Below are 22,911 nucleotides of genomic sequence, written 5' to 3'. Positions count from 1 at the left end.
GCAGGGGAAACAAGTGCTTTACCGGTTCACTTCCGCCCTGCCATAGTGCCGACATCCGGCGCAGACCCGAGCCGCCGTCCAAGGGAGCAGGGCACATGGGGAAGACCAGGACACTCGCAGGTACGTTTTTGGCCATTGCGACAATGACGGTCACCGGCTGCAGCGGCAGCGGTTCACCGTCCACGGAGACGGCCTCCGCCCCCGCCGACGCAAGCAAGGCGAGCGGTACCATCACGGTCCTCACTCAGCGGACGGACCTGATCAAGAGCGGGGCCATGAAGGCCTACGCAGCGGAGTTCAACAAGGTCTACCCCAAGGTCACGGTGAAGTTCGAGGGCCTCACCGACTACGAGGGTGAAGTCAAGATCCGGATGAACACGGACAAGTACGGCGATGTCCTGATGATCCCGGCGGCCGTCGCCAAGAACGACTACCCAAAGTTCTTCGCGCCGCTCGGCTCGTCCATCTCGATGTCCGACAAGTACCGCTTCAGCGACAAGGCCGAGGTCAACGGCAAGACCTACGGCATCGCCCAGTTCGGCACCGCCAACGGCTTCGTCTACAACAAGGCCCTATGGAAGAAGGCCGGCATCACCGCCTGGCCCAACACCCCGGAGGAGTTCATCTCCGACCTCAAGACGATTAAGTCGAAGACCGGGTCGACCCCCTATTACACCAACTTCAAGGACGGCTGGCCGCTGGTTCAGTGGTCCGCCAACATCGGCTCCGTCACCTGCGACAAGGAAGCGAACAACAAGCTGGCCGGTCCGGTGTCGCCATGGAAGTCCGGCAGCGAACTCGGAGTGATCGACAACCTCCTCTTCGACATCGTCAAGGACGGGCTCTCGGAGAAGGACCCCAGCACCACCAACTGGGAGGCGTCCAAGAGCAAGCTCGCCAAGGGTGAGATCGGCTCCATGATGGTCGGCTCCTGGGCGATCAGCCAGATGCGGGACGCCGCCGAGAAGGCCGGGAAGAACCCGGACGACATCGGCTACATGCCGGTCCCCGTCCAACGCGAGAACGGCCAGTGCGCCACGCTCGTCTCGGACTACCAGCAGGCCGTCAACATCCACTCGGACCACAAGGAAGCCGCCCGGGCCTGGATCGACTGGTTCACGGAGAAGTCCGGCTACTCCGCCAAGGAGGGGGCCGTCCCCACCCTGAAGTCGGCACCCATGCCCGACACCCTCAAGGAATTCGTTGACAACGATGTCACCTTTGTCGAGCGTTCAGAGAGCAAGACCGGGACGGTCAATGACATCGACAACGCCGCCGAGATCGGTCTCAACAAGCCCGACTACCGCCAGAAGCTGATCGACATCGCCCGCGGTGCACAGAAGGGCAGCGCCAAGAGCTACTTCGACGAGCTCAACAAGAAGTGGGACGACGCCGCGAAGACCATCGGCTCCTGAACCGGCGCGGGGGCCCTGGCCGCACGACACCGGCCGGGGCCCCCGCCCTCAGGCACACACCGCATGACCGACGCGGATGACGAAAGGCCCGACATGACCGAGACGACCGAGGCGGTGAGCGTGAAAACGCACCGTGCGACGCCCTGCCGGCGCCGCCCCTCCCCCACCGGCGCCGGCCCACGAACACACGGCGCCCGGGGCTGGTCGCTCCGCCGCGCCACGCCCTGGCTGTTCCTGGTGGCGCCGCTGGCTCTCCTGATCACGTTCACCTACGTGCCCGTGGGAAACATGATCTATTACAGCTTCACGGACTGGGACGGGGTCAGCCCCGACCGGAACTTCACCGGAGCGGACAACTACGTCCAGATCTTCACCCGGCCGGAGATCTTCCGGGTGTTCTTCGTGAGCTTCTACTACCTGGCGGCATCCGCGGTCCAGATCGTGATCGCGTTGTACTTCGCGACGGTACTCAGCTTCGACCTGCGGTTCCGCAACCTGTTCAAGGGGCTGCTCTTCTTTCCCTACCTCATCAACGGCGTGGCCATCGGATTCGTCTTCCTGTACTTCTTCCAGGACGGCGGCACCCTGGACACGGTGCTGTCCTGGTTCGGCCAGAACCCCGATCACGCGTGGCTGGGCGACCCCACCTCCGCCAACACCTCACTCGCCGGCGTATCGGTGTGGCGCTACACGGGCCTCAACTTCGTGCTGTTCCTCGGCGCGATCCAGTCCATTCCGGGCGAGCTTTACGAAGCCGCCCAGCTGGACGGCGCGACCAAGTGGGAGCAGTTCCGCCACATCATCGCCCCGAGCATCAGGCCGGTACTGAGTCTGAGCGTCATCCTGGCGATCTCCGGATCGCTCGCGGTGTTCGAGATCCCCTGGATCATGACCGGTGGTGCTACCGGCACCTCGACGTTCGTCATCCAGACCGTGAAACTCGCGTTCCAGTTCAACAAGACCGGGCTGGCATCGGCGGCCGCCGTGGTGCTGCTGCTGATCATTCTGCTGATCACCTGGATCCAGCGCCGGCTCGTGCCCGACGAAAAGGTGGACCTCGTATGACCACGGCCCCGCAGACCTCGGCCCCGCAGACCTCGGCCATGAAGACAGCGGGCCGTTCCCGCACCGTGCCGGGCCCGCACCGGGTCCGCCTGCGTGGCCGGATCGGGCAGACACTCGTCTACGTGTCGCTGGTCGTGGCCTCGCTGGTGGTGATCCTCCCGCTCGCCGTCGTGTTCCTCACCTCGCTGAAGACCTCGTCGGAAGCCACCGACGGCGGGACCCTTTCGCTCCCGGGCAACTGGCTGAACTTCGACAACTACGTGACCGCGTTCTCCGATGGTCACATGCTGACGGCCTTCGGCAACACCGCGTTCATCCTGCTGTTCTCCATCACCGGCACCGTGATCATCGGATCGATGACGGCCTACGCCATCGACCGCTTCGACTTCCGGGCCAAGAAGCTCGTGATGGCCCTGTTCCTGATCGCCACCCTGGTTCCCGGGGTCACCACACAGGTCGCCACCTTCCAGGTCGTCAACAGCTTCGACCTGTTCGATACCCGGTGGGCCCCGATCCTGCTCTACATGGGCACGGACATCGTCTCGATCTACATCTTCCTGCAGTTCATCCGGGGCATCCCCGTCTCCCTGGACGAGGCCGCGCGGCTGGACGGGGCCAACTCGTTCACGATCTACCGCAAGATCATCTTCCCGCTGCTCAAGCCGGCGATCGCGACCGTAGTGATCATCAAGGGGATCACCGTCTACAACGACTTCTACATCCCCTTCCTCTACATGCCCTCCCAGGAACTCGGTACGGTCTCCACCGCCCTCTTCCGCTTCAAGGGACCGTTCGGAGCCCACTGGGAGAACATCTCGGCCGGCGCCGTCCTCGTCATCGTCCCCACGCTGGTGATCTTCCTGTTCCTCCAGCGCTACATCTACAACGGCTTCGCCCAGGGCGCGACGAAGTAGGCGTCCAGACCAGCACCGCCCGGCAGCCACCGGCCTCCGACGGAGGGCCGGTGCACCGCCGTGTCCATCCACGGGCGTGGTGCCCGCCCCGTCGCCGACGGCGGGCGCCACGCGGTCGTCGTGTGCGACGCAGCTACCGCCTTTACTAAACCACTAAACTCACTGAACAGAATCGAAGCCCAGGAACACGAAGCTCTCACCTGCGTAAATACCTTCGCGGCGGCTGGCCGTTCCCTTCGGACGAAACAGACGCCATGCGCAGCCATCCCCACAGCCGGACCAGGCGCCACTGGCCCCTGATCCTCCTTCTGCTCAGCGCTCTGACGGGCGCTTCCCTGTCCCTCGCACGCCCCGCCCCGGCATCGGCCGCCACCGAGTCCTTCGCGACGCGTTGCGGCATCCACTTCTGTCTGGACGGCAAGGAGTACTACGTCGCCGAGGCCAACGCGTACGACCTGTTCGCCTTCGGTTCGGGCTCCGGCGACTCCGAGAAGGGGTACGTGGACAAGGCCCTCATCGACGCCCACTTCGCCCGCATGCGCGACGACGGGGTCGATGTCGTCCGGCTCTGGATGTTCAGCCACGAGGACTGGCACGGCTTCGAGAAGACCGAAGGCGTCTACAACGAGCAGCAGTTCGCCCAGTTCGACCACATCATCGAGTCGGCCCGGACCCACGGCATGCGTCTCATGCCGGTGTTCGAGAACTACTGGGAGGCATACGGCGGGATCGACACGCGCCTGCGCTGGCAGGGGCTGTCCGGCGGACAGCCGGCCCGTGCCGCCTTCTTCGACAAGAAGCGCTGCCCCGGGTGCTTCACCTCATACAAGAACTACGTGAGCTATGCGCTGAACCGGACGAACCACTACTCCGGTGTCAAGTACAAGGACGACCCCGATCGAGGGGCACGGCACGCAGTACGGGTTCGGCGGCGACGAGGGCAACCCATTCGTCCACGTGCAGGAGTCGCCCTACCTGGACTTCACCTCGGCCCACTCCTACCCGACCGAGTCCTGGGCCGACCTGTCGCTGGACGAGACGAAGAAGCTGATCCGGGCCTGGATCGACGACTCGCACGAGAAGGTCGGCAAGGCCTTCTTCATGGGCGAGTTCAACGTCCACAACGTGGATCGCGCCGCCTGGTGGAGCGAGATCTACGCCGACTTCGAGGCGGCCGGCGATGATGGCAGCGCCTTCTGGTGGTACCAGGACCGGGACATCGACGGAAAATTCGGTGTCTCCGAGGGCGCACCCGAACTCACCGTCTTCCGCGACCACTCCGCCGCCATGGCCACCAAGAGCGGCCGCACGCCGACCACCACTCCCTCACCAACGGCGGAACCCGCCGACGAGCCGACGCCCACCCCCACACCCCCCGCCGAAGCTCCCTGCCAGGTCATCTACCGACTGTCCGACTGGGGCTCCACGTTCAACGCGGACGTCACCATCCACAACACCGGCACTACCGCGGCCGACGACTGGCAACTGTCCTTCGACTTCCCCGGTGACCAGACCATCACGCAGATCTGGAACGCCACCCCGGTCCAGGACGGCCGGCACGTGACCGTGACCCACCCCTCCGGATACAACACGTCCATCGCGCCCGGATCCACCATGAACTTCGGGTTCAGCGGCGCCTCACAGACAGCGACGAACGGCCCGCCCACGGCCGTCGCCCTGAACGGCAGGGCGTGCATGGCGGACTGATCCGATTCCAGTGCTTCGCCGGCTCAGCAATGGAAAGCGGCTGAGCCGGCGGCGCTTCGTTCAACGGCCTCAGCGGTCACCGTCCCGCTGACGCGCCTGCGTTCAGCCGGACGGACTCGCTCCCCGTCTTCTATACAGTGACGAGGCAAAGCGAAAAGAGAGCCGACTGGAGAAAAACCGGTTAAGCGATCGAGCTTTCCGCGGCGCGCGAACCGGTGAGGGGTCGCTGGCCCCACGGTGCGCCGGTGTCGACGGTCGCCCGGTAGAGTTCGCCGTCCCCCTCCACCGTCACCCGCTCTCCGGCGGGCGCGTACGCCGAGCCGCCCGGCCGAAGCTGCACGACGCCCTGCGGGCCGACCAGGCGCACCTGCCCGCTCGTACAGACGAGAATCTGCGGCGCCCCCGCCTCCAGGACGACGGCTGGGTCTCCTTCCGCCGCCCGGACGCGCGAGAGCCGGAAGTCGTCCACAGGCGCCGGATACACCTCCTCCGCTCCGTACGCGGTCGGCGTCAGCACACGTACGGGTGGGGCGGCGAATCGCACCACGCGCAGGAGTTCCGCGGTGTCCATGTGCTTGGACGTCAGGCCGCAGCGCAGCACGTTGTCCGAAGCGGCCATGATCTCGACGGCCAGCCCCCGCACGTAGGCGTGGGGCACGCCCGCCCCCAGGAAGAGCGCCTCCCCCGGGGCCAGCCGGACGGTCCGCAGCATCAGCGCCGCGAGCAGCCCGGCGTCCCCGGGGTACGCCCGCGCCACCGAGTCGTAGATGGTGAAGTCCTTCCGGTACGGCCCGTCCCTCCACGCCACGCGCGCGACCGCTGCGGAAACCGCCGCCACAAGGCCCGGCGGGGGCGCGAGAAAGGCGGAGAACACGGCCCGCAGGGCCTCCTCCTCCGGCCGCGTGCGCAAGGCCTGGCAGTACGGGGCGAGTTCACCGAGTCCGAGGGCGGCGAGCAGTCCGGCACACTCCGACGGTGTCCGGAAGCCGCAGAGTCCCTCGAACTCCCCGAGGGCGACGACCATCTCCGGCTTGTGGTTGTCGTCACGGTAGCTGCGGTGCGGGGCGTCGAGCGCGACCCCGGCGGCGTTCTCGATGCGGAAGCCGACGGCGGCCTGGGCCAGGTCGGGGTGTACCTGGAGCGAGAGGGGCGCGTCCGCCGCGAGCAGCTTGAGAAGAAACGGCAGCCGGGGCCCGAAGCGCCGGAGCACCTGCTCACCCAGCTCGGCGGCCGGCGCGGCCTCGATCACGGCGTCGAGCGGCAGGTCACCGTCCGGACGGCGCACCAGCGAGGGCGCACCGGGGTGGGCCCCCGTCCAGAGTTCCGCCTGCGGTCGCCCGTCCGGTGCCGTGCCGAGCAGACCGGGCAGCGCGGTGGTGGAGCCCCAGGCGTAGGAGCGGACGGTGCTGACGAGTGGTTCCACGCGTACTTCCTTACGGTTCCGGCAGGCGTAGGCCGTGCCCGGATTGGCGGTGATCAGGGGCGCATGGCCGGCACGGGCCCGGCGTCCAGGGCCGGTGCGGCGGCGGCCGCCGCGCCGACGAGCCCGGCATCCAGGGCCAGTCCGGCGGGCACCACGGGGATGTCCCGTACGAAGTCGAGTACGGCGTAGTCCGCCATGCGGCACCTCAGCGGAGCGAACAGGACCTCGCCCGCCTGGGCGACACCGCCTCCGATGACCACGCGCTCCAACTCGACGAGAGCCGCCGTCGCTGCGATCGCGGCGGCCAGGGCCTGCGCCGCGCGCTCGTAGGCCGTCCGCGCCCGGTCGTCGCCCTCCCGGGCTGCGTCGGCCACGGCCGCCGCGGTCGGTGCCACGCCGTCCGGCGCGGTCCATCCGAGTGCGCGGGCATGGGCCGCGATGGCCGTCCCGCTGGCGTAGGTCTCCACGCACCCGGGCGCCCCGCAGGGACAGCGCGGGCCGTTCAGGTCGACCGTGATATGGCCGATGTGACCGGCATTGCCCGTACGTCCGCCGTGGACCCGCCCGTCCAGGACCAGTCCGCCTCCGACACCCGTGGAGACCACCATGCACAGCGCGTTGGCGACGCCGCGCGCCGCACCGAGCCAGTGTTCCGCGGCGGTCATGGCCACCGCGTCCCCGACGAGCACGGGCCGGATGCCCGCCGGCGTCGCCGGATGCGTACGGACCAGCTCGACCAGCGGGAAGTCGCGCCAGCCCGGGATGTTCACCGGGCTCACCGTACCTCCGGCCGCATCGACCGGTCCGGCGCTGGCGATCCCCAGGGCGGTGACATCGGCCCATGCCGGATGGGACGACAGCTCGTCCTGCACGGCTGTGACGGCGGCGGCCAGTTCCTCGGCCGGACGCCGTGCCGGAGTGGCCCGCTGGGCACGCGCGACCAGGCGGCCCCTCTCGTCGACGAGCGCACCGGCGATCTTGGTCCCGCCTATGTCAAGTGCTCCGTACACCACTGTTCCGCCCTTCCGCGCCGGGAGCGCGCGTCGCCCCCACGCGTACTCTGCCGGGCGCTGACAACGTTGTCTAGTGTCCGAGTTTAGTTCAGCAATGGTTTAGCAAAATAGCGTTCTCGACACTCCGCCCCTAAGTCGGTCGAAACACGGGTTCAGCAGCCGCACATTCCGTCGCCCGGCAAATCGCGAACGAAATACGGGCGACACATCTATTGACATGAATGGAACACCCGGTGCCTCATATGAGGGCAACGACGGGCCTCCGCCGAACACCGCACGGCGGGCCCGATCTCATTTACCCCCGGGCAGGTTGACGACCCGTCAGCCGCATGCCCGGACGCATCGCCGGCCATTGCCCGACACCCCCACCCCACTTCGTCACCGGGTCCCCACCCCGCTGACAACGTTGTCCCGAGTGCGGAGGGCGATCGAGCGGCCGTCATGCCCCCATCCACCTCTGCCCCCTGAGGAGAGCCAGTGAAGAAACCACCGGGAAGCACCCTGCTCGCAATCGTCACGGCACTGGCCACCGGCGTAGCCGGCGCCGTGCTGTCCGTCCTCGGTCCCGTCGGCGTCGCCCAGGCCGCCGACACCGGCCTCCACGTCAGCGACGGCCGACTGTACGAGGCCAACGGCAACGAGTTCGTGATGCGCGGCGTCAACCACGCACACGCCTGGTACCCGGAGCAGACCAGCGCCATCTCCGACATCGCCGACAAGGGCGCCAACACCGTACGGGTCGTCCTGGGCAGCGGCGACCGCTGGACGAGGACCACCACATCGGAGGTGTCCTCGATCATCGCGCAGTGCAAGGCCGCCAAGGTCATCTGCGTGCTGGAGGTGCACGACACCACCGGCTACGGAGAGGACTCCGCCGCCACCTCCCTGGACAAGGCCGCCGACTACTGGATCGGCGTCAAGAGCGCACTGGAGGGCCAGGAGGACTACGTCGTCGTCAACATCGGCAACGAACCGTTCGGCAACACCGGCTACGAGAGCTGGACTTCGGCGACCAAGAACGCCATCACCAAGCTCCGCGGCGCCGGTCTGCGGCACGCCCTGATGGTGGACGCCCCGAACTGGGGTCAGGACTGGTCCGGCACGATGCGGGACAACGCCGCGTCGGTGTTCTCCGCCGACCCCGACCGGAACACCGTCTTCTCCATCCACATGTACGGGGTCTACGACACCGCCACCGAGGTGCATGACTACCTGAACCACTTCGTGAGCAACAAACTGCCCGTCGTCGTGGGTGAGTTCGGGAACCAGCACAGCGACGGGAACCCCGACGAGGACGCGATCATGGCAACGGCCCAGTCCCTGCGGGTCGGCTACATCGGCTGGTCCTGGAGCGGCAACGGCAGCGGCGTCGAATACCTCGACCTGGTCAACGACTTCGACCCGAACTCGCTGACCAGCTGGGGCGACCGCCTCTTCAACGGCAGCAACGGCATCGTCGCCACCTCCGTGCGCGCCACGGTCTACGGCGGCGGTCCGAGCGGCGGCGGCGACACCGGCACCGCCCCTAATGGCTACCCGTACTGCGCGAGCGCCTCGTCCGACCCCGACGGCGACGGCTGGGGCTGGGAGAACAGCCGCTCCTGCGTCGTACGGGGGAGCTCGGCCGACCGCTGACCCCGTACAGGAGCCCTTCCGCCCGGCAGGAACAACGTGCTGGGCGGAAGGGCTCCGGCCGGCACCCGTCAGCTCGTCACACACCGTGACGTTCGTGCGGGAAATCGGGCCCTCGTGAACCGCCTCCCCGGGGCAAAGGGGGCAACCTGCCCCCGGAAGGTGATGGACCGGACGGATTCGGGAACCCGTTCCGTCGTCCGACTCCCTACGAAAGGCCCCGGCCCCATGACCACCGAACAGACCACCACGCTCGGCCCCGACAGCGACCTCGCCGAGGTCTTCGAGCTCGCCCAGCAGCTGCGGGTGGACTCGGTGCGCGCCAGCACCTCGGCCGGCTCCGGGCACCCCACGTCCAGCCTGTCGGCCGCCGATCTGATGGCCGTCCTCATGACCCGCCGGCTGCGCTACGACTGGGACGCCCCCGACAATCCGGCCGGTGACCACCTCGTCTTCTCCAAGGGCCACGCCTCACCGCTCCTGTACGCCATGTTCAAGGCGGCCGGCGCCATCAGTGACGAGGAGCTGATGACGACGTACCGCCGCTTCGGTCACCGGCTGCAGGGCCACCCCACGCCCGAGCTGCCCTGGGTGGACGTGGCCACCGGCTCGCTGGGACAGGGCATCGCCTACGGGGTCGGCATCGCGCTCGCCGGGCGGGACCTGGAGAAGCAGCCGTACCGGGTGTGGGTGCTGTGCGGTGACAGCGAGATGGCCGAGGGGTCCGTGTGGGAGGCCCTGGACAAGGCCGGCCAGCACAAGCTGGGCAACTTCACCGCGATCATCGACGTCAACCGCCTCGGTCAGTCCGGCCCCACCGAGCTGCAGTGGGACACCGACACCTACGCGCGCCGCGTCGAGGCGTTCGGCTGCCGCGCCCTCGTCGTCGACGGCCATGACCTGACCGCGGTCGACCGGGCGCTGAAGACCGCGTCGGACGGCAGTGCCCCCACCGTGATCGTCGCGAAGACCGTCAAGGGGCGCGGGGTGAGCGAGGTCGCCGACAAGGAGGGCTGGCACGGAAAGCCGCTGCCCGAGGACCTGGCCGAGCGGGCGATCGAGGAGCTGGGCGGCGTCCGGGACCTGCGGGTGGAGGGCCCGCGGCCACCGAAGGCCGCGCCCGCCCCCGCGCACACCGGCGCCGCCGTGGAGGTGCCGCGCTTCGAGAAGGGCGACGAGGTCGCCACCCGGGTCGCCTTCGGCAAGGCGCTGGTCGCGCTGGGCGTGCGGCCCGACGTCGTCGCCCTGGACGCGGAGGTCGGGAACTCCACCCACTCCGAGGACTTCAAGAAGGCGTACCCGGACCGCTTCTTCCAGACGTACATCGCGGAGCAGCAGATGGTCGCCGAGGCCGTCGGCATGGCCGTGCGCGGCTTCCGTCCGTACGCCACCACCTTCGCGGCGTTCCTCACCCGCGCGCACGACTTCATCCGCATGGCTGCCGTCTCGGACATCACGATGGCGCTGTGCGGGACCCACAGCGGGGTGGAGATCGGCGCGGACGGTCCCTCCCAGATGGGTGTCGAGGATCTGGCGATGATGCGCGCGGTGCGCGGCTCGACGGTCCTCTACCCGAGCGACGCCACCTCGGCGGCGGCCCTGACCGTGGCGATGGCCGACATCGACGGCATCTCGTACCTGCGCACCACGCGCGGCGCCTACCCGGTGCTGTACGGAAGCGGGGAGACGTTCCCCGTGGGCGGCTCCAAGACCCTGCGCCACGGCGACGACGACCAGGTCACCCTGGTCAGCGCCGGTGTGACGCTGCACGAGTGCCTGGCCGCCGCCGACCTGCTGGCCGAGCAGGGCGTGCGGACCCGGGTCATCGACCTCTACTCGATCAAGCCGCTCGACACCGACGCGCTGGCTCTCGCGGCCCGGGAGACCGGGGCCCTGGTCGTCGTCGAGGACCACCACCCCGAGGGCGGCATCGGCGAGGCGGTGCTGTCCTCGCTCGCGGAGTCCGGCAGCCACCCGGGCTTCGTGCACCTGGCCGGGAGCAACCTTCCCGGGTCCGGCACGACGAGCGAGCTGCTCGACGCTGCGGGGATCTCGCGCACGCACATCGCGGACGCGGCGCGGAGCCTGGTCAAGTAGGGCGGCGCATCTCGGCGGTGACCGCCCAGCGTTCGTGGTCCCGCCAGGCGCCGTCGATGTGGAGGAAGTCCGGCGAGAAGCCTTCGAGGCGGAAGCCCGCCCGGCGCACCAGGGCGAGCGAACCCGCGTTGGCCGGCTGGATGTTGGCCTCCAGCCGGTGCAGTCCGAGCGGGCCGAAGGCGTGGTCCAGGACGAGGCCGAGGCCCTCGCTCATGAGGCCGCGCCCGACCGCGTGGGCGAAGACGCCGTAGCCGAGCGCGCCGCAGCGGAAGGCACCGGCGACGACGTTGTTGATGTTGATGAACCCGGCGATCGCGCCGTCGCCGGGTCCGCCCTCCGGGTCCCGCTCGCACACGAGGAAGCCCGCCCGCGCCGGATCGTCGGTGAGCGCGCCCGCGTAGGCGGCGTACGTCTCGGGAGTGGTGGGCGGGAACAGCCAGGGCCGGTGCAGGGCGGTGCTCTCCCGGGCCCGGGCGGTGAACTCGTCGGCGTCGCCGGGCGTGAAGGGGCGGATCGCGGTGCGTGGTCCCTCGGACAGGTAGCGGGTGTCGGACATCGCTCCAGCCTAGAACGGCCGTGCGGCCGGGGCTTGTCGGCCCCGGCCGCACGGCCGTCGCGTGCTGTTCCTACTTGGGCCGGCGGCGGAAGACGTACGCGCCGCAGGCCATGCCCGCCACGAACATCACGACCAGCCACACGTAGAGCGGCGCCGTCACCAGCGGGACGATGAGGCGGACCTCGACGTCCTTGGTGTTCTCGGCGATGAACACGACCGAGAGCACCGCGATGACGAGGACCAGGATGCGGCCCGGGGTGAAGGCCCCGCTGCCGCTCTTCCCGCTGCTCGACACGTCCTTCGGGCTCATGAGCAGCCCCTTTCCCGGCCCTGTACGGCCGTCGCCCCAGGGCTCCAGAATGGCGCCGCCCCCGTCCCCGGCCGCACAGATGTACGGCCATTCGGGTGACGGGGGCGACGGCGGCGGCAGGTCAGAGCAGTGCGGGCACCTCGACGGTGAGGGTGGCCGGGCCGCCGTCCGCCGGGGCGTCGAGCACCGCCGGCACACCGAGCGGGATGGTGAGCCCGGTGGGCCCGTGCCCGAAGCCCAGCTCCTCGACGACCGGGACGCCCAGCGCACCGAGCCGGTCCGCGAGCACCGCCCGCACCTTCTCGTACGGCCCGCACCCCGCCCAGGACCCGCAGGCCACTCCGGCGACGCCGTCCAGCGCCCCGGCCCGCAGCAGCTGGGTGAGGATGCGGTCGAGGCTGTACGGGTCCTCGGTGGTGTCCTCGATGACGAGCAGCCCGCCCCGGGCCGAGGCGCGGCCGTGCGGGGTGCCCAGGTCGGCGGCGAGCAGGCTCACACAGCCGCCGTACGTGATGCCGCGCGCCCGGCCCGGCACCAGCGTCCGCGCCTCCTCCAGGCCCAGGGTCAGCCGGGTCTCCGGCTCGAACAGCGTGGCACGCAGGGACTCCTGGGTGCGCGGGTCCTTGAGGAAGGCCTCGGTCCCCACCATGGGCCCGTGCAGGGTGGCGAACCCGGTCCGCAGCGCGAACGCCTCGTGGAGCACGGTGATGTCGCTGTAGCCGACGAACGCCTTGGGCCCGGCGGCCCGTACCGCCGCCCAGTCCACCAGGTCGACCATGCGGTGCGCCCCGTACCCGCCGCGCGCGCAGATCACCGCGTCCACGGACGGGTCGCACCAGGCGTCCTGAAGGTCCCGGGCGCGCCCCTCGTCCGTACCGGCGAGGTAGTCCAACTCCCGGTGGACGTCCAGCACATGGGGCATCGTCAGGGGGTCGAGCCCCCAGCCGCGCAGGATGTCCAGGCCGGGTTCCAGCCGGTCGACGGGCACGGGTCCGCTCGGGGACACGACGGCGACCCTGGCCCCCGGGCGCAGCCGGGCGGGCCGGGTCAGCGGGGCGAGGGTCACTTCTTCAGCTCCAGAGCCGGGACGTCCGGCCGGTCGAAGCCGAACACTTGGGCGTAGAGGGAGAGTTCGGACTCCAGCGCGTCGGTCATCGTGTCGGCGCGGCGGAAGCCGTGGCCCTCGCCCGGGTAGGTGCGGTACGCGTGCGGGATGCCGCGTCCCTCGACGGCGGCGAGGAAACGCTCGCACTGCACGGGCGGGCAGATGGGGTCGTCCTCGCCCTGGAGCAGCAGGAACGGCGTGGTGAGCCGGTCGGTGCGGGTGACCGGGGAGCGTTCGCGGTAGCGCTCGGGGACCTCGGCGAGGGGGCCGACCAGGGATTCCAGGTAGCGGGACTCGAAGTCGTGGGTCTCGTCGGTGCCCCAGCCGGCGAGGTCGAGGATGGGGTAGATGATGGTGCCGCAGGCGTAGACGTCGGTGCCGGTCAGGGACGCCGCGCTGGTCCAGCCGCCGGCGCTGCCGCCCCGGATGGCGAGCCGGTCCGGGTCGGCGGTGCCCTCGGCGGCGAGCGCCCCGGCGACGGCCGCGCAGTCCTCCACGTCGACGATGCCCCACTGCTCGCGCAGCCGGTTGCGGTACTCGCGGCCGTATCCGGCGGAGCCGCCGTAGTTGACCTCGGCGACGCCGATGCCGCGTGAGGTGAAGTAGGAGATCTCCAGGTCCAGGACGAGCGCGGCGTGGCCGGTGGGCCCGCCGTGCGCCCACACCACGTAGGGCGGCAGCTCGCCCTCCGGGCCGGTGTGTCCGGGGTTGCGCGGCGGGTAGATCTGGGCGTGGATCTCGCGTCCGCCGGGCCCGCTGAAGGTACGCAGGACGGGTTGCGGGTAGTACGCGGGGTCGACTGCGTCCTCGTGCGGGGTGCCGATGATCCGGGTGTGCCCGGTGGCGGTGTCCAGCTCCACGATCTCGTAGCCGCTGTGCGGGCTCGCGGCGACGCCGGTGACGCGGCTGCCCCGGACGGCGAGCGTGGGCGCCCACTCGGTCCAGGGGCCCGCGATGTCGACGAGTTCGCAGGTCTCCGGGTCGAGGATGCCGAGCGTGGTGGTGCCGGTGCCGTGGAGGGTGGCGATCAGCCCGTTCTCCAGGGGGCGGAACCAGGCGAGCCCGATCTTCCACAGCGGCCCGGCGAACTCCTCCTCGCGCGGGCAGAGTTTCTCGGTCCCGCCGCTGTCCGGGTCGAGCCGGCACAGGTTCCACCAGCCGCTGCGGTCGCTCGCCAGGAGCAGCCGCCCGTCGGCGGTCCACTGGATCTGCGGCACGGACTCGTCCGGGCCGCCGGCGAGGACGCGCGGGTCGCGGAAGGTGCCGTCGTCCGCGAGGGAGGCGACCAGCACCTCGGTGCCGTCCCAGGGCATGCGCGGGTGGTCCCAGCCGATCCAGGCGGCGCGGCGCCCATCGGGCGAGACCTCGGGGGCGGTGACGAACCGGTGCCGCTCGTCGGCGAGTTCGCGTACGGCGGAGCGGTCGTCGGCCGCCGAGCCGTCCAGCGGTACGGCGGCCAGGACGCGGCGCAGGTCGCAGGGTCCGTCGCCGGTGAACTCCTCCAGGACGCACCAGACCTCGCCCGCCGGGCCCCGGCCGGGGTGCAGGCGCGGGTCGGCCCAGCGCAGTCCGCCGCCGAGGGAGGAGACGGGGGTGAGCGGCCACGGTTCGCGGGGGCCGTCGGGCTCGTACGCGTACAGCCGCTGGTCGTCGAAGTGGACGAAGACGATCAGCGGACCGCCCTCCGCCCGCTCGGTGCCGGCCCAGGGCTGTCCGCCGTACTCGATGACGCGGCTGCGGACGTTCCAGGGGGCGGGCAGCTCGGTGGTGGTGCCGTCGGCGGTGTGGCGGACGAGGGCGCGCCGGCCGGCCTCGGCCGGGCGCGGCGCGGTCCACCACAGCTCGTCGCCGACCGCGCCCACGTATTCGGGCCGGCCGTCGTGGGAGGCGGCCAGCGCGGCGTCGATCGGCGAGGGCCAGCTGCCGTGGGGCTGTGTGGTGGGCATGGGTGTCGGTCTCCCCCGAGTGGTTCAGGCGGTGCGCAGGTAGTGGTCCAGGACCCGGACGCCGAAGTGCAGCGCGTCGACGGGGACGCGCTCGTCCACGCCGTGGAAGAGGGCCTGGTAGTCGAAGCCGACGGGCAGCTTCAGCGGCGAGAAGCCGTAGCCGGTGATGCCGAGCCGGGAGAACTGCTTGGCGTCGGTACCGCCGGACATGCAGTACGGGACGACGTGCCCGTCCGGGTCGAACCGCTCGATGGCGGCGCGGAGTCTGCCGTACGTGGGTGAGTCGACGGGGGCCTGGAGGGCGACCTCGCGGTGGGCGAACTCCCAGTCGACCGAGGGGCCGGTGAGCCGGTCCAGGGTGGCGTGGAACTCCTCGTCGCCGCCGGGGACGGTCCGGCCGTCGATGTGGGCGGTGGCGTGGCCCGGGATGACGTTGACCTTGTAACCGGCCTCCAGCATCGTCGGGTTGGAGCTGTTGCGGACGGTCGGGGCGACGAGTGCGGCGGCCGGCCCCATCTTGCCGAGCAGTTCGTCGACGTCGAAGCCGGGTGCGTCGAGGTCGGGGTGGATGCCGTGCAGCGCGGCGATCTCGGTGAGCGCGGCGCGGACCGTGGGGGTGAGCCGGACGGGCCACTCGTACTCGCCGATGCGGGCGACGGCCGCGGCGAGCGCGCTGACGGCGTTGGCGCGGTTGACCTTGGAGCCGTGGCCGGCCTTGCCGTGGGCGGTGAGCTTCAGCCAATTGGTGCCGCGTTCGCCGGCGCCGATGGGGTACAGCGGCATGTTCGGCCCGGCGTGGAAGGTGAAGGCGCCGGACTCGCTGATGCCCTCCGTGCAGCCGTCGAAGAGGGCGGCATGCTGATCGGCGAGGAAGCCGGCCCCGTCGGCGGCGCTGGCCTCCTCGTCGGCGGTGTACGCGATGACGATGTCGCGGCGCGGGCGAATGCCGGCCCGGGCCCAGAACCGGACGACGGCCAGGACCATCGCGTCCATGTTCTTCATGTCGATCGCGCCGCGCCCCCACACGTTGCCGTCGCGGACCTCACCGGAGAAGGGGTGCACGGTCCAGTCGGCGGCCTCGGCGGGCACCACGTCGAGATGACCGTGGACCAGCAGCGCGGGGGCAGCCGGGTCGGTGCCGGGGATGCGGGCGACGACGTTGGTGCGGCCCGGGGTGCGTTCCAGGAGCGCGGGTTCCAGTCCGGTGTCCGCCAGGCGCTCGGCGACGTACTCGGCGGCGGGGCGTTCGCGGCAGTCGCCGCCGCCCCGGTTGGTGGTGTCGATGCGGATCAGTTCGGAGGTGAACGTCACCGATTCGTCGAGCGCGAGGGTGTCGACGGAGTCCTGGGGGGCGGTCGCCTCAGCCATACTGCTCCTCAACGGCGGACGAGACGATCGTCGTCACCGCCTTGAACGTGCGGATACCTTCGTACATCGTCGCGCTGGTGTAGGAAACCCGCCTCTCGCCGCTCGGCGCGACCCCGGGTACGACGGTGGCCGCCGCGGCCAGGTGTTCGGCGTCGAACTCCAGCTCCACGGTGAACGGACCGCCGTCCACCGGCGTGTACCGGCCAGCCAGGGTGACGGCCCCGGCGGCGGCCGCCCGGATGTCGGCGGCGGTACGGGCGGGGGTGCGGCAGACGGCGGCGTAGCGCGACACGTAGTCCTTCACGGCGACCTTCCGCGCGTCGGGGGCGTACCCCTCGGCGTCCACGCAGGTCAGGTCGTCGCCGGTGACGAGGACGACGGGGACGCCGTACTCGGCGGCCACATGGGCGTTGAGCAGGCCCTCGCTGGCCCGTACGCCGTTCAGCCAGACGCCGGTGACGGAGTTGGCGAGGTAGGTGTGGGCGAGGACGCCCTGCGTGCCGGCGCCGGTGTGGTAGCCGACGAACGCGACCGCGTCGACGTCGCCGTGCTGGATGCCCTCGACCATGCTCAGCGACTTGTGCTTGCCGGTGAGCATCTGGACGCGCTCGTCCATGTTCTCAAGCAGCAGGTTGCGCATCGTCCAGTGGGCCTCGTTGATCAGCACCTCGTCCGCTCCCCCGTCGAAGAAGCCGAGGGCGGCGGCGTTGACGTCGGAGGTGAACAGGGAGCGGCACCGCTCCCACTGCGGCGTGCCGGGCAGCACGTCGGCCGGCCAGGTCACGCCGGTGGCGCCTTCCATGTCGGCGCTGACGAGGATCTTCATGCGGCCACACGGTACGCGTCGATGAACGCGCAGGCCAGGGGTGCCGAGCACGCCACAGGTCCATTCCAATGACGCTCCCGGCGGCCGGTGCGGGCCGCCGGGAGCGCGAGGGCGTCAGCCGCGCTTGGCGCCCTTCAGCAGCTTCTCCATGCGGGCGAGTTCCTTGTCGGTGAAGTCCAGGTTCCGGACCGTCTCGACGTTGTTCTCCAGCTGCGCGACGCTGCTCGCGCCGACCACGGCGGAGGTGACGCGCCCGCCGCGCAGCACCCAGGCCAGGGCCAGCTGGGCGAGCGACTGGCCGCGTGCGGCGGCGAGTTCGTTCAGTTCGCGCAGCCGGGCGACGAGGTTCGGGGTGACCGCATCGGCCGACAGGAAGGGGCTGCTGCCCGCGGCGCGGGAGCCCTCCGGAATGCCGTCGAGGTAGCGGTCGGAGAGGATGCCCTGCTCCAGCGGGGAGTAGGCGATGGAGCCGACGCCCAGCTCGTCCAGGGTGGTGAGCAGCCCGTCCTCGGGCCGGCGGTCGAGCATCGAGTAGCGCGGCTGGTGGATGAGGAGGGGGGTGCCGAGGTCCTTCAGGATGCGGGCGGCCTCGCGGGTCTGCTCGGGTGAGTAGTTGGAGACGCCCGCGTAGAGCGCCTTGCCCTGCCGTACGGCCGCGTCGAGGGCGCTCATGGTCTCTTCGAGCGGGGTCTCGGGGTCGGGCCGGTGGGAGTAGAAGATGTCGACGTAGTCCAGTCCGAGCCGGGTGAGGCTCTGGTCCAGCGAGGACAGCAGGTTCTTGCGCGAACCCCACTCGCCGTACGGGCCGTCCCACATCAGGTAGCCGGCCTTGGTGGAGACGATGATCTCGTCCCGGTGGGCGGCGAAGTCCGTAGCGAGCGCGCGGCCCATCGCGGTCTCGGCGGAGCCGGGCGGCGGGCCGTAGTTGTTGGCAAGGTCGAAGTGGGTGATGCCGAGGTCGAAGGCGCGACGCAGGATCTCGCCCTGGGTCTGCGGTGTCCGGTCCCCGCCGAAGTTGTGCCACAGGCCGAGCGAGAGGGCGGGCAGCTTCAGGCCGCTGCGTCCGGTGCGCCGGTAGGGCATGTTCTCGTAACGGTCGGCGGACGGGATGTACATGCGGGGCTCCACGGGAGAGGTGTTCCGGCCATGACCGGCCGGACACCCCAAGGCTCGCTCACTTCGATCCAGCAGTCCAACAGGAGATTCCGCTTGGATTCAGGGCCTAGGGTTCTCAATCATGGAGTTGCGCCAGCTGGAACATTTCGTGGCCGTCGCCGAGGAACGGCATTTCACCCGGGCGGCCGAGCGGGTCGCCGTGTCGCAGTCCGGCCTGTCCGCCTCCGTGCGGGCGCTGGAGCAGGAGCTGCGGACGCCGCTGTTCAGCCGGACCACCCGCAGCGTACGGCTGACCGAGGCGGGGCGCGCCCTGCTGGTCGAGGCGGAGCGCACCCTGGCCGGGGTGCGGGCCGCGAAGGAGGCCGTCGACGCGGTACGGGGGCTGCTGCGCGGGACCCTGTCGGTGGGCGTGGAGCAGTGCGTGGCCGGGCTGCGGCTGCCCCGGCTGCTCGCCGCCTTCCACCACGCCCACCCGCACATGGACATCCGGCTGCGCCAGGAGGGCACGGCGAAGCTGGTGGACGGGGTGGCGGGCGGCCGGCTCGACATCGCGTTCGCCGCGACGGTGGACCCGGCCGGGTGGCGGGGGGAGCTGGTCCCGCTGGCCCGGGAGCCCATGGTGCTGCTGTGCGCGCCGGGCCACCGGCTGGCGGCGGCGGACCGGGCGGGCTGGGCGGAGCTGGCCGGTGAGCCGTTCATCGACTTCCACCCGGACTTCGGGCCGCGCCGCGCGGCCGACGCGGCGTTCACGGCGGCCGGGGTGCGGCGCACGGTGGCCCTGGAGGTGACCGACGTCCACAGCCTGCTGGAGCTGGTGCACGAGCAGCTGGGCATCGCGCTCGTCCCTCACCACTTCTCCCGCAAGCCCGAGGCGCGCGGCCTCGTCGCGGTGCGGCCCGAGGGTGCCGGCGAGGCGTATTACGAGAGTGCCGTGGTGCTCCCCGATGCGCGGGCGCTGAGCCCCGGGGCGCGGGCGCTGATGGCGCTGCTGCGCGACGAGACGGGGAGCTGAGGCCGGGGGCCGTACGGGCCCCCGGCCGCTGCCCGGGTCAGCCCGCGGCCAGCACGAACCACCTCGCCGGGAGGTCGATCCGCGTGCCGTCGGCCAGGTTCTCGGTCTGCGGCAGGACCGTGTCACCGCTGTCCCGGACGGTCAGCCCGGCCGCTTCCAGCAGCTGCGGGACCTCCTCGTCGGTGGCGCTCGCCGGTTTGAGCCCGTGCTCGAAGACCCGGCGCAGTTTCGGCCCGGGCCCGCCGGGGCCCTGCGCGGCCCGCTGCAGGACATCCTTGGAGGCGGGGGTCAGTTCGGCGACGAAGGCCCGGCCGCGTTCGCCCAGGAGTGTGGCAACGGCGGCGGCGACGGCCGGCCGGGCCCCGGGGTCGCTCTGGTGGATCACCGCGCGCATGTAGACGTTCGTGTCCCCGATGCGTGCGTGCAGGGCGCGCACCGCGTCGGTGTCGGTGAGGTCGACCCGTTCGAACTCGGCGACCCGTCCGGTGTCCGCCTTCCGGGCGTGCTCGATCGCCGCGTACGAGAGGTCCACCCCGATCGCGCGGGGGAAGAGGGTCGCGAGGTGCCGGGTCTGCGTGCCGTTGCCGCAGCCGAGGTCGACGACGGGCAGTGTGGCGTCGGCGTGCGGCAGGAGCAGCCGGCTGTGCGGCACGGCGCTCAGCCCCGGCTCCGCGTCCCAGATGGCCTCGCCGGGTTCGTCCGACGTGGCCGCCCAGTACCCTTCCCACGCCTCGCGGTATTGCTGTGAAACACCCATGCGTACTCCCAAGTCCCGTCGTGCAGGCTTAACTTGCTCAGCCAGGGACTACTGCCCCGCGGGGGCCGGGGGCAAGGGTGCGGACGCAACCTCCTTGTCAGTGACGGCGGTTCGACCGGGGTCTCGGGATGCGGGAGAGGGGCAGCTCGAACCAGACGGTCTTGCCGCGCGCCGTGCCGCTGGTGCCCCACTCCTTGGCGAGGCTGCTCACCACCATGAGCCCCCGGCCGAACTCGTCGCTCTCGGTGACCGCGAGGAGCGCGGCGGGCGCGGGCTCGTCGTCGCTGACCTCGCAGAGCAGCGCGTCCGTGCGGACCAGCCGGAGCCCCATGTGGTGGGTCCGGCCGTGCTTGAAGGCGTTGGTCACCAGCTCGCTGACCATCAGCTCGGCCGCCTCCACGGCGTCGGGCAGCTCCCAGTCGAGCAGCTTGCCGCGCACCAGGCGGCGGGCCCTGGAGACCTCGCGGGGGTCTAGGGCGAGCTGCCACTCGGCGACGTCCTCGTCCCCGATCCCGTTGAGCCGGGCCATCAGCAGGGCGACGTCGTCCTTGCGGCCGCCACCGGTGTTGAGGGCGCGGATGATGGTGTCGCAGGCGTCGTCCATCGACGCGGCGGGATGGGCGGCGGAGGCGCAGAGCGCGGCGAGCCCGGCCCCGATGTCCTGCCCGCGCACCTCCACCAGGCCGTCCGTGCACAGGACCAGCCGGTCGCCGGGGCGCACCCGCACGGTGGCGGTCTCGAAGGCGACGCCGCCGACGCCGATGGGCGCCCCGGTCGGCAGGTCGAGCAGTTCGGCCCGGCCGTCCTCGGCGCGGACCAGCACGGGCGGGATGTGTCCGGCGTTGGCGATCTGGAGTTCGCCCGCGATGGGGTCGTACACCGCGTACAGGCAGGTCGCGAGGTACTGCTCGCCGAGCCGCTGGGCCAGGTCGTCCAGGTTGCGCAGGAGCTGGGCCGGTGGCATCTCCATGGTGGCCATGGTCAGTACGGCGGTACGCAACTGGCCCATCATGGCCGCCGAGTTGAGCCCGTGGCCCATCACGTCACCGACGACCAGCGCGGTGCGCGAGCCGGGGAGCTTCACCGAGTCGAACCAGTCGCCGCCGATCCGGCCGAGCCGGGTGCCGGGCAGATAGCGGGTGGCGATGTCGCAACCGGCCATGCGGGGCTCGACGTTGGGCAGCATGCTGTCCTGGAGCGTCTCGGCGACGTTCTCCTGGTACGTGTACATGCGGGCGTTGTCCAGGACGAGCCCGGCTCTCGCGGCGAGTTCGGCGCCGGTGGTGCGGTCCATGTCGTCGAACGGCTCGCGGCCGGGGCGGCGCATCAGGACCATGAAGCCCAGGACCACGTCACGGGCCTTGAGCGGCACGATGAGCAGCGAGCGGTCGGTGATCAGGGGGCGCAGGTCGCGCTTCTCGAACTCGCCCGAGATCCGGTTGCTCAGCTCCGCGGTCACATGGGGGACGACGACGGGCTCGCCGGTGACCATGCACTGGAAGAACGGGGTGTGTTCGGGGAAGGCGATGGCCTCGCCGACGGGCACGGTGTCGTCCCAGCGGCCCGGTTCGTCGTTGTGCTCGACCCAGACGCGGTGCCAGACGGTGGTGACGTCGGGCGGCCCGTCGGGAAAACCCTCACCGGCGAGGACGGCGGCGCGCAGGTGCGTACCGGCGAAGTCGGCGAAGCGGGGCACGGCGGCGCTGGTGACCTCGCGGATGGTGCGTTCGAGGTCGAGGGAGGTGCCGATGCGGCCGCTCACCTCGTTGAGGAACTCCAGCCGCTCGCGGACCGCCGCGTATTCGAGGTCCAGCTCGGGGCGGGGTACGACGCGCTGCGGGACCACCGTCACTTCCTCGCCGTACCGCTCCTCGCTCACCGGAGGCCCGCCGGCGCGCTTCGGCACGCCCCAGTCCGGGGTGACGGGGATGCGGTCGTGGTGGCTGAACTCCAGGACCGGGTAGCCCAGTTCGAGAACCTGGGCGACGATCCTGGTGGCCTCCTGGACGCTCATGTTCGGCAGGATCTCCGGCAGCCGCGCGGACAGCTCCACGTGGCCGGGGAAGTCGGTGTGCCGGGCGAAGCCGGGGGCGACCGTACGGGCCGTGCCGTCCTCGCCGTCCGCCGCGTCGCGCAGGTGCGCCCGGTCTGCGGCGAGCACCAGCAGCCGCTCGGGTCCGGGGCCGACGAGCGGGTAGGCCCACCACAGCACGTCGACCCGGCCGCGCCCCGGTTCGTCGACCCGGGCCCGGCCCGCCGCCGGGTAGTCGAAGTCCCCGCTGAGCGAGTTGTCCAGCGTGGGGCCCTGCTCGGCGTACGCCCCGCCGTTCGCGGCCGGCACGCCGGAAACCGGAAGGAGTTCACCGGCGGGGCAGCCCACCGCGTCCTCCCGGGCGACACCGAAGAGTCTTCTCGCACCGGACGACCAGTGCGAGACGCGTCCCTCCGTGTCGACGACGGCCACGGCGAGCGGCACGCGGCCCGCCGCGGCGTCACGCTGCTGTGGTGTCCTCTGCGGCGGCACACCGAGGTCCATGAGGGGGAGGCTCCTTCCTCACCGCGACGTTCCGCGGCGCGTGACTCCACGGTACGGGGCCGCGACCGGCGTCCGCGGGTCATCGGCGGAATCGCCCCCCCGGGGTGGTGCGC

18 protein-coding genes are annotated in these 22,911 nt (G+C 70.9%); 7 read left to right on the top strand and 11 right to left on the bottom strand.

Annotation, left to right across the window (positions count from 1 at the left end):
* Nucleotides 1-95: 95 nt before the first annotated feature.
* The 4 genes from OG242_RS28215 to OG242_RS28200 all read left to right on the top strand — a co-directional run bounded on the left by OG242_RS28215 (nucleotide 96) and on the right by OG242_RS28200 (nucleotide 5,101).
* Entirely contained in the window at nucleotides 96-1,415 is a 1,320-nt protein-coding gene (locus OG242_RS28215; RefSeq protein ID WP_405900828.1) for an ABC transporter substrate-binding protein, read from the top strand.
* A gap of 93 nt (nucleotides 1,416-1,508) precedes the next feature.
* Nucleotides 1,509-2,480 carry a carbohydrate ABC transporter permease gene (locus tag OG242_RS28210; protein ID WP_405900827.1) on the top strand — a complete coding sequence of 324 codons (972 nt, stop codon included), beginning with the start codon at nucleotides 1,509-1,511 and terminating at the stop codon, nucleotides 2,478-2,480.
* A gap of 38 nt (nucleotides 2,481-2,518) precedes the next feature.
* On the top strand, nucleotides 2,519-3,394 hold the full coding sequence (locus OG242_RS28205; RefSeq protein WP_405901745.1) for a carbohydrate ABC transporter permease: 876 nt from the start codon (nucleotides 2,519-2,521) through the stop codon (nucleotides 3,392-3,394).
* Nucleotides 3,395-4,267: 873 nt separating this feature from the next.
* Entirely contained in the window at nucleotides 4,268-5,101 is an 834-nt protein-coding gene (locus tag OG242_RS28200; protein WP_405900826.1) for a cellulose binding domain-containing protein, read from the top strand.
* A gap of 181 nt (nucleotides 5,102-5,282) precedes the next feature.
* Here the strand turns inward: OG242_RS28200 and manA are convergent, their stop codons facing one another.
* Both manA and OG242_RS28190 read right to left on the bottom strand, forming a co-directional pair.
* On the bottom strand, nucleotides 5,283-6,524 hold the full coding sequence (gene manA / locus OG242_RS28195; protein WP_405900825.1) for a mannose-6-phosphate isomerase, class I: 1,242 nt from the start codon (nucleotides 6,522-6,524) through the stop codon (nucleotides 5,283-5,285).
* A 53-nt stretch (nucleotides 6,525-6,577) separates the two neighbouring features.
* On the bottom strand, nucleotides 6,578-7,537 hold the full coding sequence (locus OG242_RS28190; RefSeq protein ID WP_405900824.1) for an ROK family protein: 960 nt from the start codon (nucleotides 7,535-7,537) through the stop codon (nucleotides 6,578-6,580).
* 477 nt (nucleotides 7,538-8,014) lie between these two features.
* Here OG242_RS28190 and OG242_RS28185 point away from each other — a divergent pair, with 477 nt between their 5' ends.
* Entirely contained in the window at nucleotides 8,015-9,172 is a 1,158-nt protein-coding gene (locus OG242_RS28185; RefSeq protein WP_405900823.1) for a cellulase family glycosylhydrolase, read from the top strand.
* A gap of 225 nt (nucleotides 9,173-9,397) precedes the next feature.
* On the top strand, nucleotides 9,398-11,266 hold the full coding sequence (locus OG242_RS28180; RefSeq protein WP_405900822.1) for a transketolase: 1,869 nt from the start codon (nucleotides 9,398-9,400) through the stop codon (nucleotides 11,264-11,266).
* On the opposite strand, the gene OG242_RS28175 is transcribed toward OG242_RS28180, so the two are convergent.
* The 7 genes from OG242_RS28175 to OG242_RS28145 all read right to left on the bottom strand — a co-directional run bounded on the left by OG242_RS28175 (nucleotide 11,259) and on the right by OG242_RS28145 (nucleotide 18,493).
* Nucleotides 11,259-11,822 (bottom strand): GNAT family N-acetyltransferase, encoded by a 564-nt coding sequence (locus OG242_RS28175; RefSeq protein WP_405900821.1) that lies wholly within the window; start codon nucleotides 11,820-11,822, stop codon nucleotides 11,259-11,261. The genes OG242_RS28180 and OG242_RS28175 overlap by 8 nt on opposite strands.
* A 70-nt stretch (nucleotides 11,823-11,892) precedes the next feature.
* A complete protein-coding gene (locus tag OG242_RS28170; protein WP_164640768.1) occupies nucleotides 11,893-12,132 on the bottom strand; it encodes a DUF1049 domain-containing protein in 240 nt (79 codons plus the stop codon).
* A 121-nt stretch (nucleotides 12,133-12,253) separates the two neighbouring features.
* Nucleotides 12,254-13,198: an LD-carboxypeptidase gene (locus OG242_RS28165; protein ID WP_405900820.1), complete on the bottom strand. Its 945-nt coding sequence runs from the start codon at nucleotides 13,196-13,198 to the stop codon at nucleotides 12,254-12,256.
* The gene (locus tag OG242_RS28160; RefSeq protein WP_405900819.1) at nucleotides 13,195-15,183 is read right to left on the bottom strand and encodes a prolyl oligopeptidase family serine peptidase; all 1,989 of its coding nucleotides are present in this window, start codon (nucleotides 15,181-15,183) and stop codon (nucleotides 13,195-13,197) included. Before OG242_RS28160 ends, OG242_RS28165 begins: the two co-directional genes overlap by 4 nt.
* 24 nt (nucleotides 15,184-15,207) lie before the next feature.
* The gene (locus OG242_RS28155) at nucleotides 15,208-16,551 is read right to left on the bottom strand and encodes a M20/M25/M40 family metallo-hydrolase (RefSeq protein WP_405900818.1); all 1,344 of its coding nucleotides are present in this window, start codon (nucleotides 16,549-16,551) and stop codon (nucleotides 15,208-15,210) included.
* Nucleotides 16,544-17,377: a M55 family metallopeptidase gene (locus OG242_RS28150; RefSeq protein WP_405900817.1), complete on the bottom strand. Its 834-nt coding sequence runs from the start codon at nucleotides 17,375-17,377 to the stop codon at nucleotides 16,544-16,546. Before OG242_RS28150 ends, OG242_RS28155 begins: the two co-directional genes overlap by 8 nt.
* A 114-nt stretch (nucleotides 17,378-17,491) precedes the next feature.
* Nucleotides 17,492-18,493: an aldo/keto reductase gene (locus OG242_RS28145; RefSeq protein ID WP_405900816.1), complete on the bottom strand. Its 1,002-nt coding sequence runs from the start codon at nucleotides 18,491-18,493 to the stop codon at nucleotides 17,492-17,494.
* A 121-nt stretch (nucleotides 18,494-18,614) separates the two neighbouring features.
* On the opposite strand from OG242_RS28145, the gene OG242_RS28140 reads away from it, so the two are divergent.
* Complete coding sequence (locus OG242_RS28140) at nucleotides 18,615-19,505, top strand: LysR family transcriptional regulator (protein WP_405900815.1); 891 nt, start codon at nucleotides 18,615-18,617, stop codon at nucleotides 19,503-19,505.
* A gap of 37 nt (nucleotides 19,506-19,542) precedes the next feature.
* Here OG242_RS28140 and OG242_RS28135 read toward each other — a convergent pair whose 3' ends face one another.
* Together OG242_RS28135 and OG242_RS28130 are read right to left on the bottom strand one after the other, a co-directional pair.
* Entirely contained in the window at nucleotides 19,543-20,262 is a 720-nt protein-coding gene (locus OG242_RS28135) for a class I SAM-dependent methyltransferase (RefSeq protein WP_405900814.1), read from the bottom strand.
* 97 nt (nucleotides 20,263-20,359) lie between these two features.
* A complete protein-coding gene (locus tag OG242_RS28130) occupies nucleotides 20,360-22,798 on the bottom strand; it encodes a SpoIIE family protein phosphatase (protein ID WP_405900813.1) in 2,439 nt (812 codons plus the stop codon).
* Nucleotides 22,799-22,911: the final 113 nt, after the last annotated feature.

It is taken from the genome of Streptomyces sp. NBC_00727, assembly GCF_045161745.1.
Lineage (GTDB): Bacteria > Actinomycetota > Actinomycetes > Streptomycetales > Streptomycetaceae > Streptomyces.
This window is presented reverse-complemented; position numbering and strand designations above follow the sequence as displayed.

What these genes read in the sequence shown, in the direction of transcription:
- OG242_RS28145 (WP_405900816.1), bottom strand. Translation starts at nt 18,493, where the DNA reads ATGTACATCCCGTCCGCCGACCGTTACGAGAACATGCCCTACCGGCGC.
- OG242_RS28205 (WP_405901745.1), top strand. Translation starts at nt 2,519, where the DNA reads ATGAAGACAGCGGGCCGTTCCCGCACCGTGCCGGGCCCGCACCGGGTC.
- OG242_RS28130 (WP_405900813.1), bottom strand. Translation starts at nt 22,798, where the DNA reads ATGGACCTCGGTGTGCCGCCGCAGAGGACACCACAGCAGCGTGACGCC.
- OG242_RS28175 (WP_405900821.1), bottom strand. Translation starts at nt 11,822, where the DNA reads ATGTCCGACACCCGCTACCTGTCCGAGGGACCACGCACCGCGATCCGC.
- OG242_RS28140 (WP_405900815.1), top strand. Translation starts at nt 18,615, where the DNA reads ATGGAGTTGCGCCAGCTGGAACATTTCGTGGCCGTCGCCGAGGAACGG.
- OG242_RS28135 (WP_405900814.1), bottom strand. Translation starts at nt 20,262, where the DNA reads ATGGGTGTTTCACAGCAATACCGCGAGGCGTGGGAAGGGTACTGGGCG.
- OG242_RS28180 (WP_405900822.1), top strand. Translation starts at nt 9,398, where the DNA reads ATGACCACCGAACAGACCACCACGCTCGGCCCCGACAGCGACCTCGCC.
- OG242_RS28170 (WP_164640768.1), bottom strand. Translation starts at nt 12,132, where the DNA reads ATGAGCCCGAAGGACGTGTCGAGCAGCGGGAAGAGCGGCAGCGGGGCC.
- OG242_RS28150 (WP_405900817.1), bottom strand. Translation starts at nt 17,377, where the DNA reads ATGAAGATCCTCGTCAGCGCCGACATGGAAGGCGCCACCGGCGTGACC.
- OG242_RS28155 (WP_405900818.1), bottom strand. Translation starts at nt 16,551, where the DNA reads ATGGCTGAGGCGACCGCCCCCCAGGACTCCGTCGACACCCTCGCGCTC.
- OG242_RS28160 (WP_405900819.1), bottom strand. Translation starts at nt 15,183, where the DNA reads ATGCCCACCACACAGCCCCACGGCAGCTGGCCCTCGCCGATCGACGCC.
- OG242_RS28210 (WP_405900827.1), top strand. Translation starts at nt 1,509, where the DNA reads ATGACCGAGACGACCGAGGCGGTGAGCGTGAAAACGCACCGTGCGACG.
- OG242_RS28215 (WP_405900828.1), top strand. Translation starts at nt 96, where the DNA reads ATGGGGAAGACCAGGACACTCGCAGGTACGTTTTTGGCCATTGCGACA.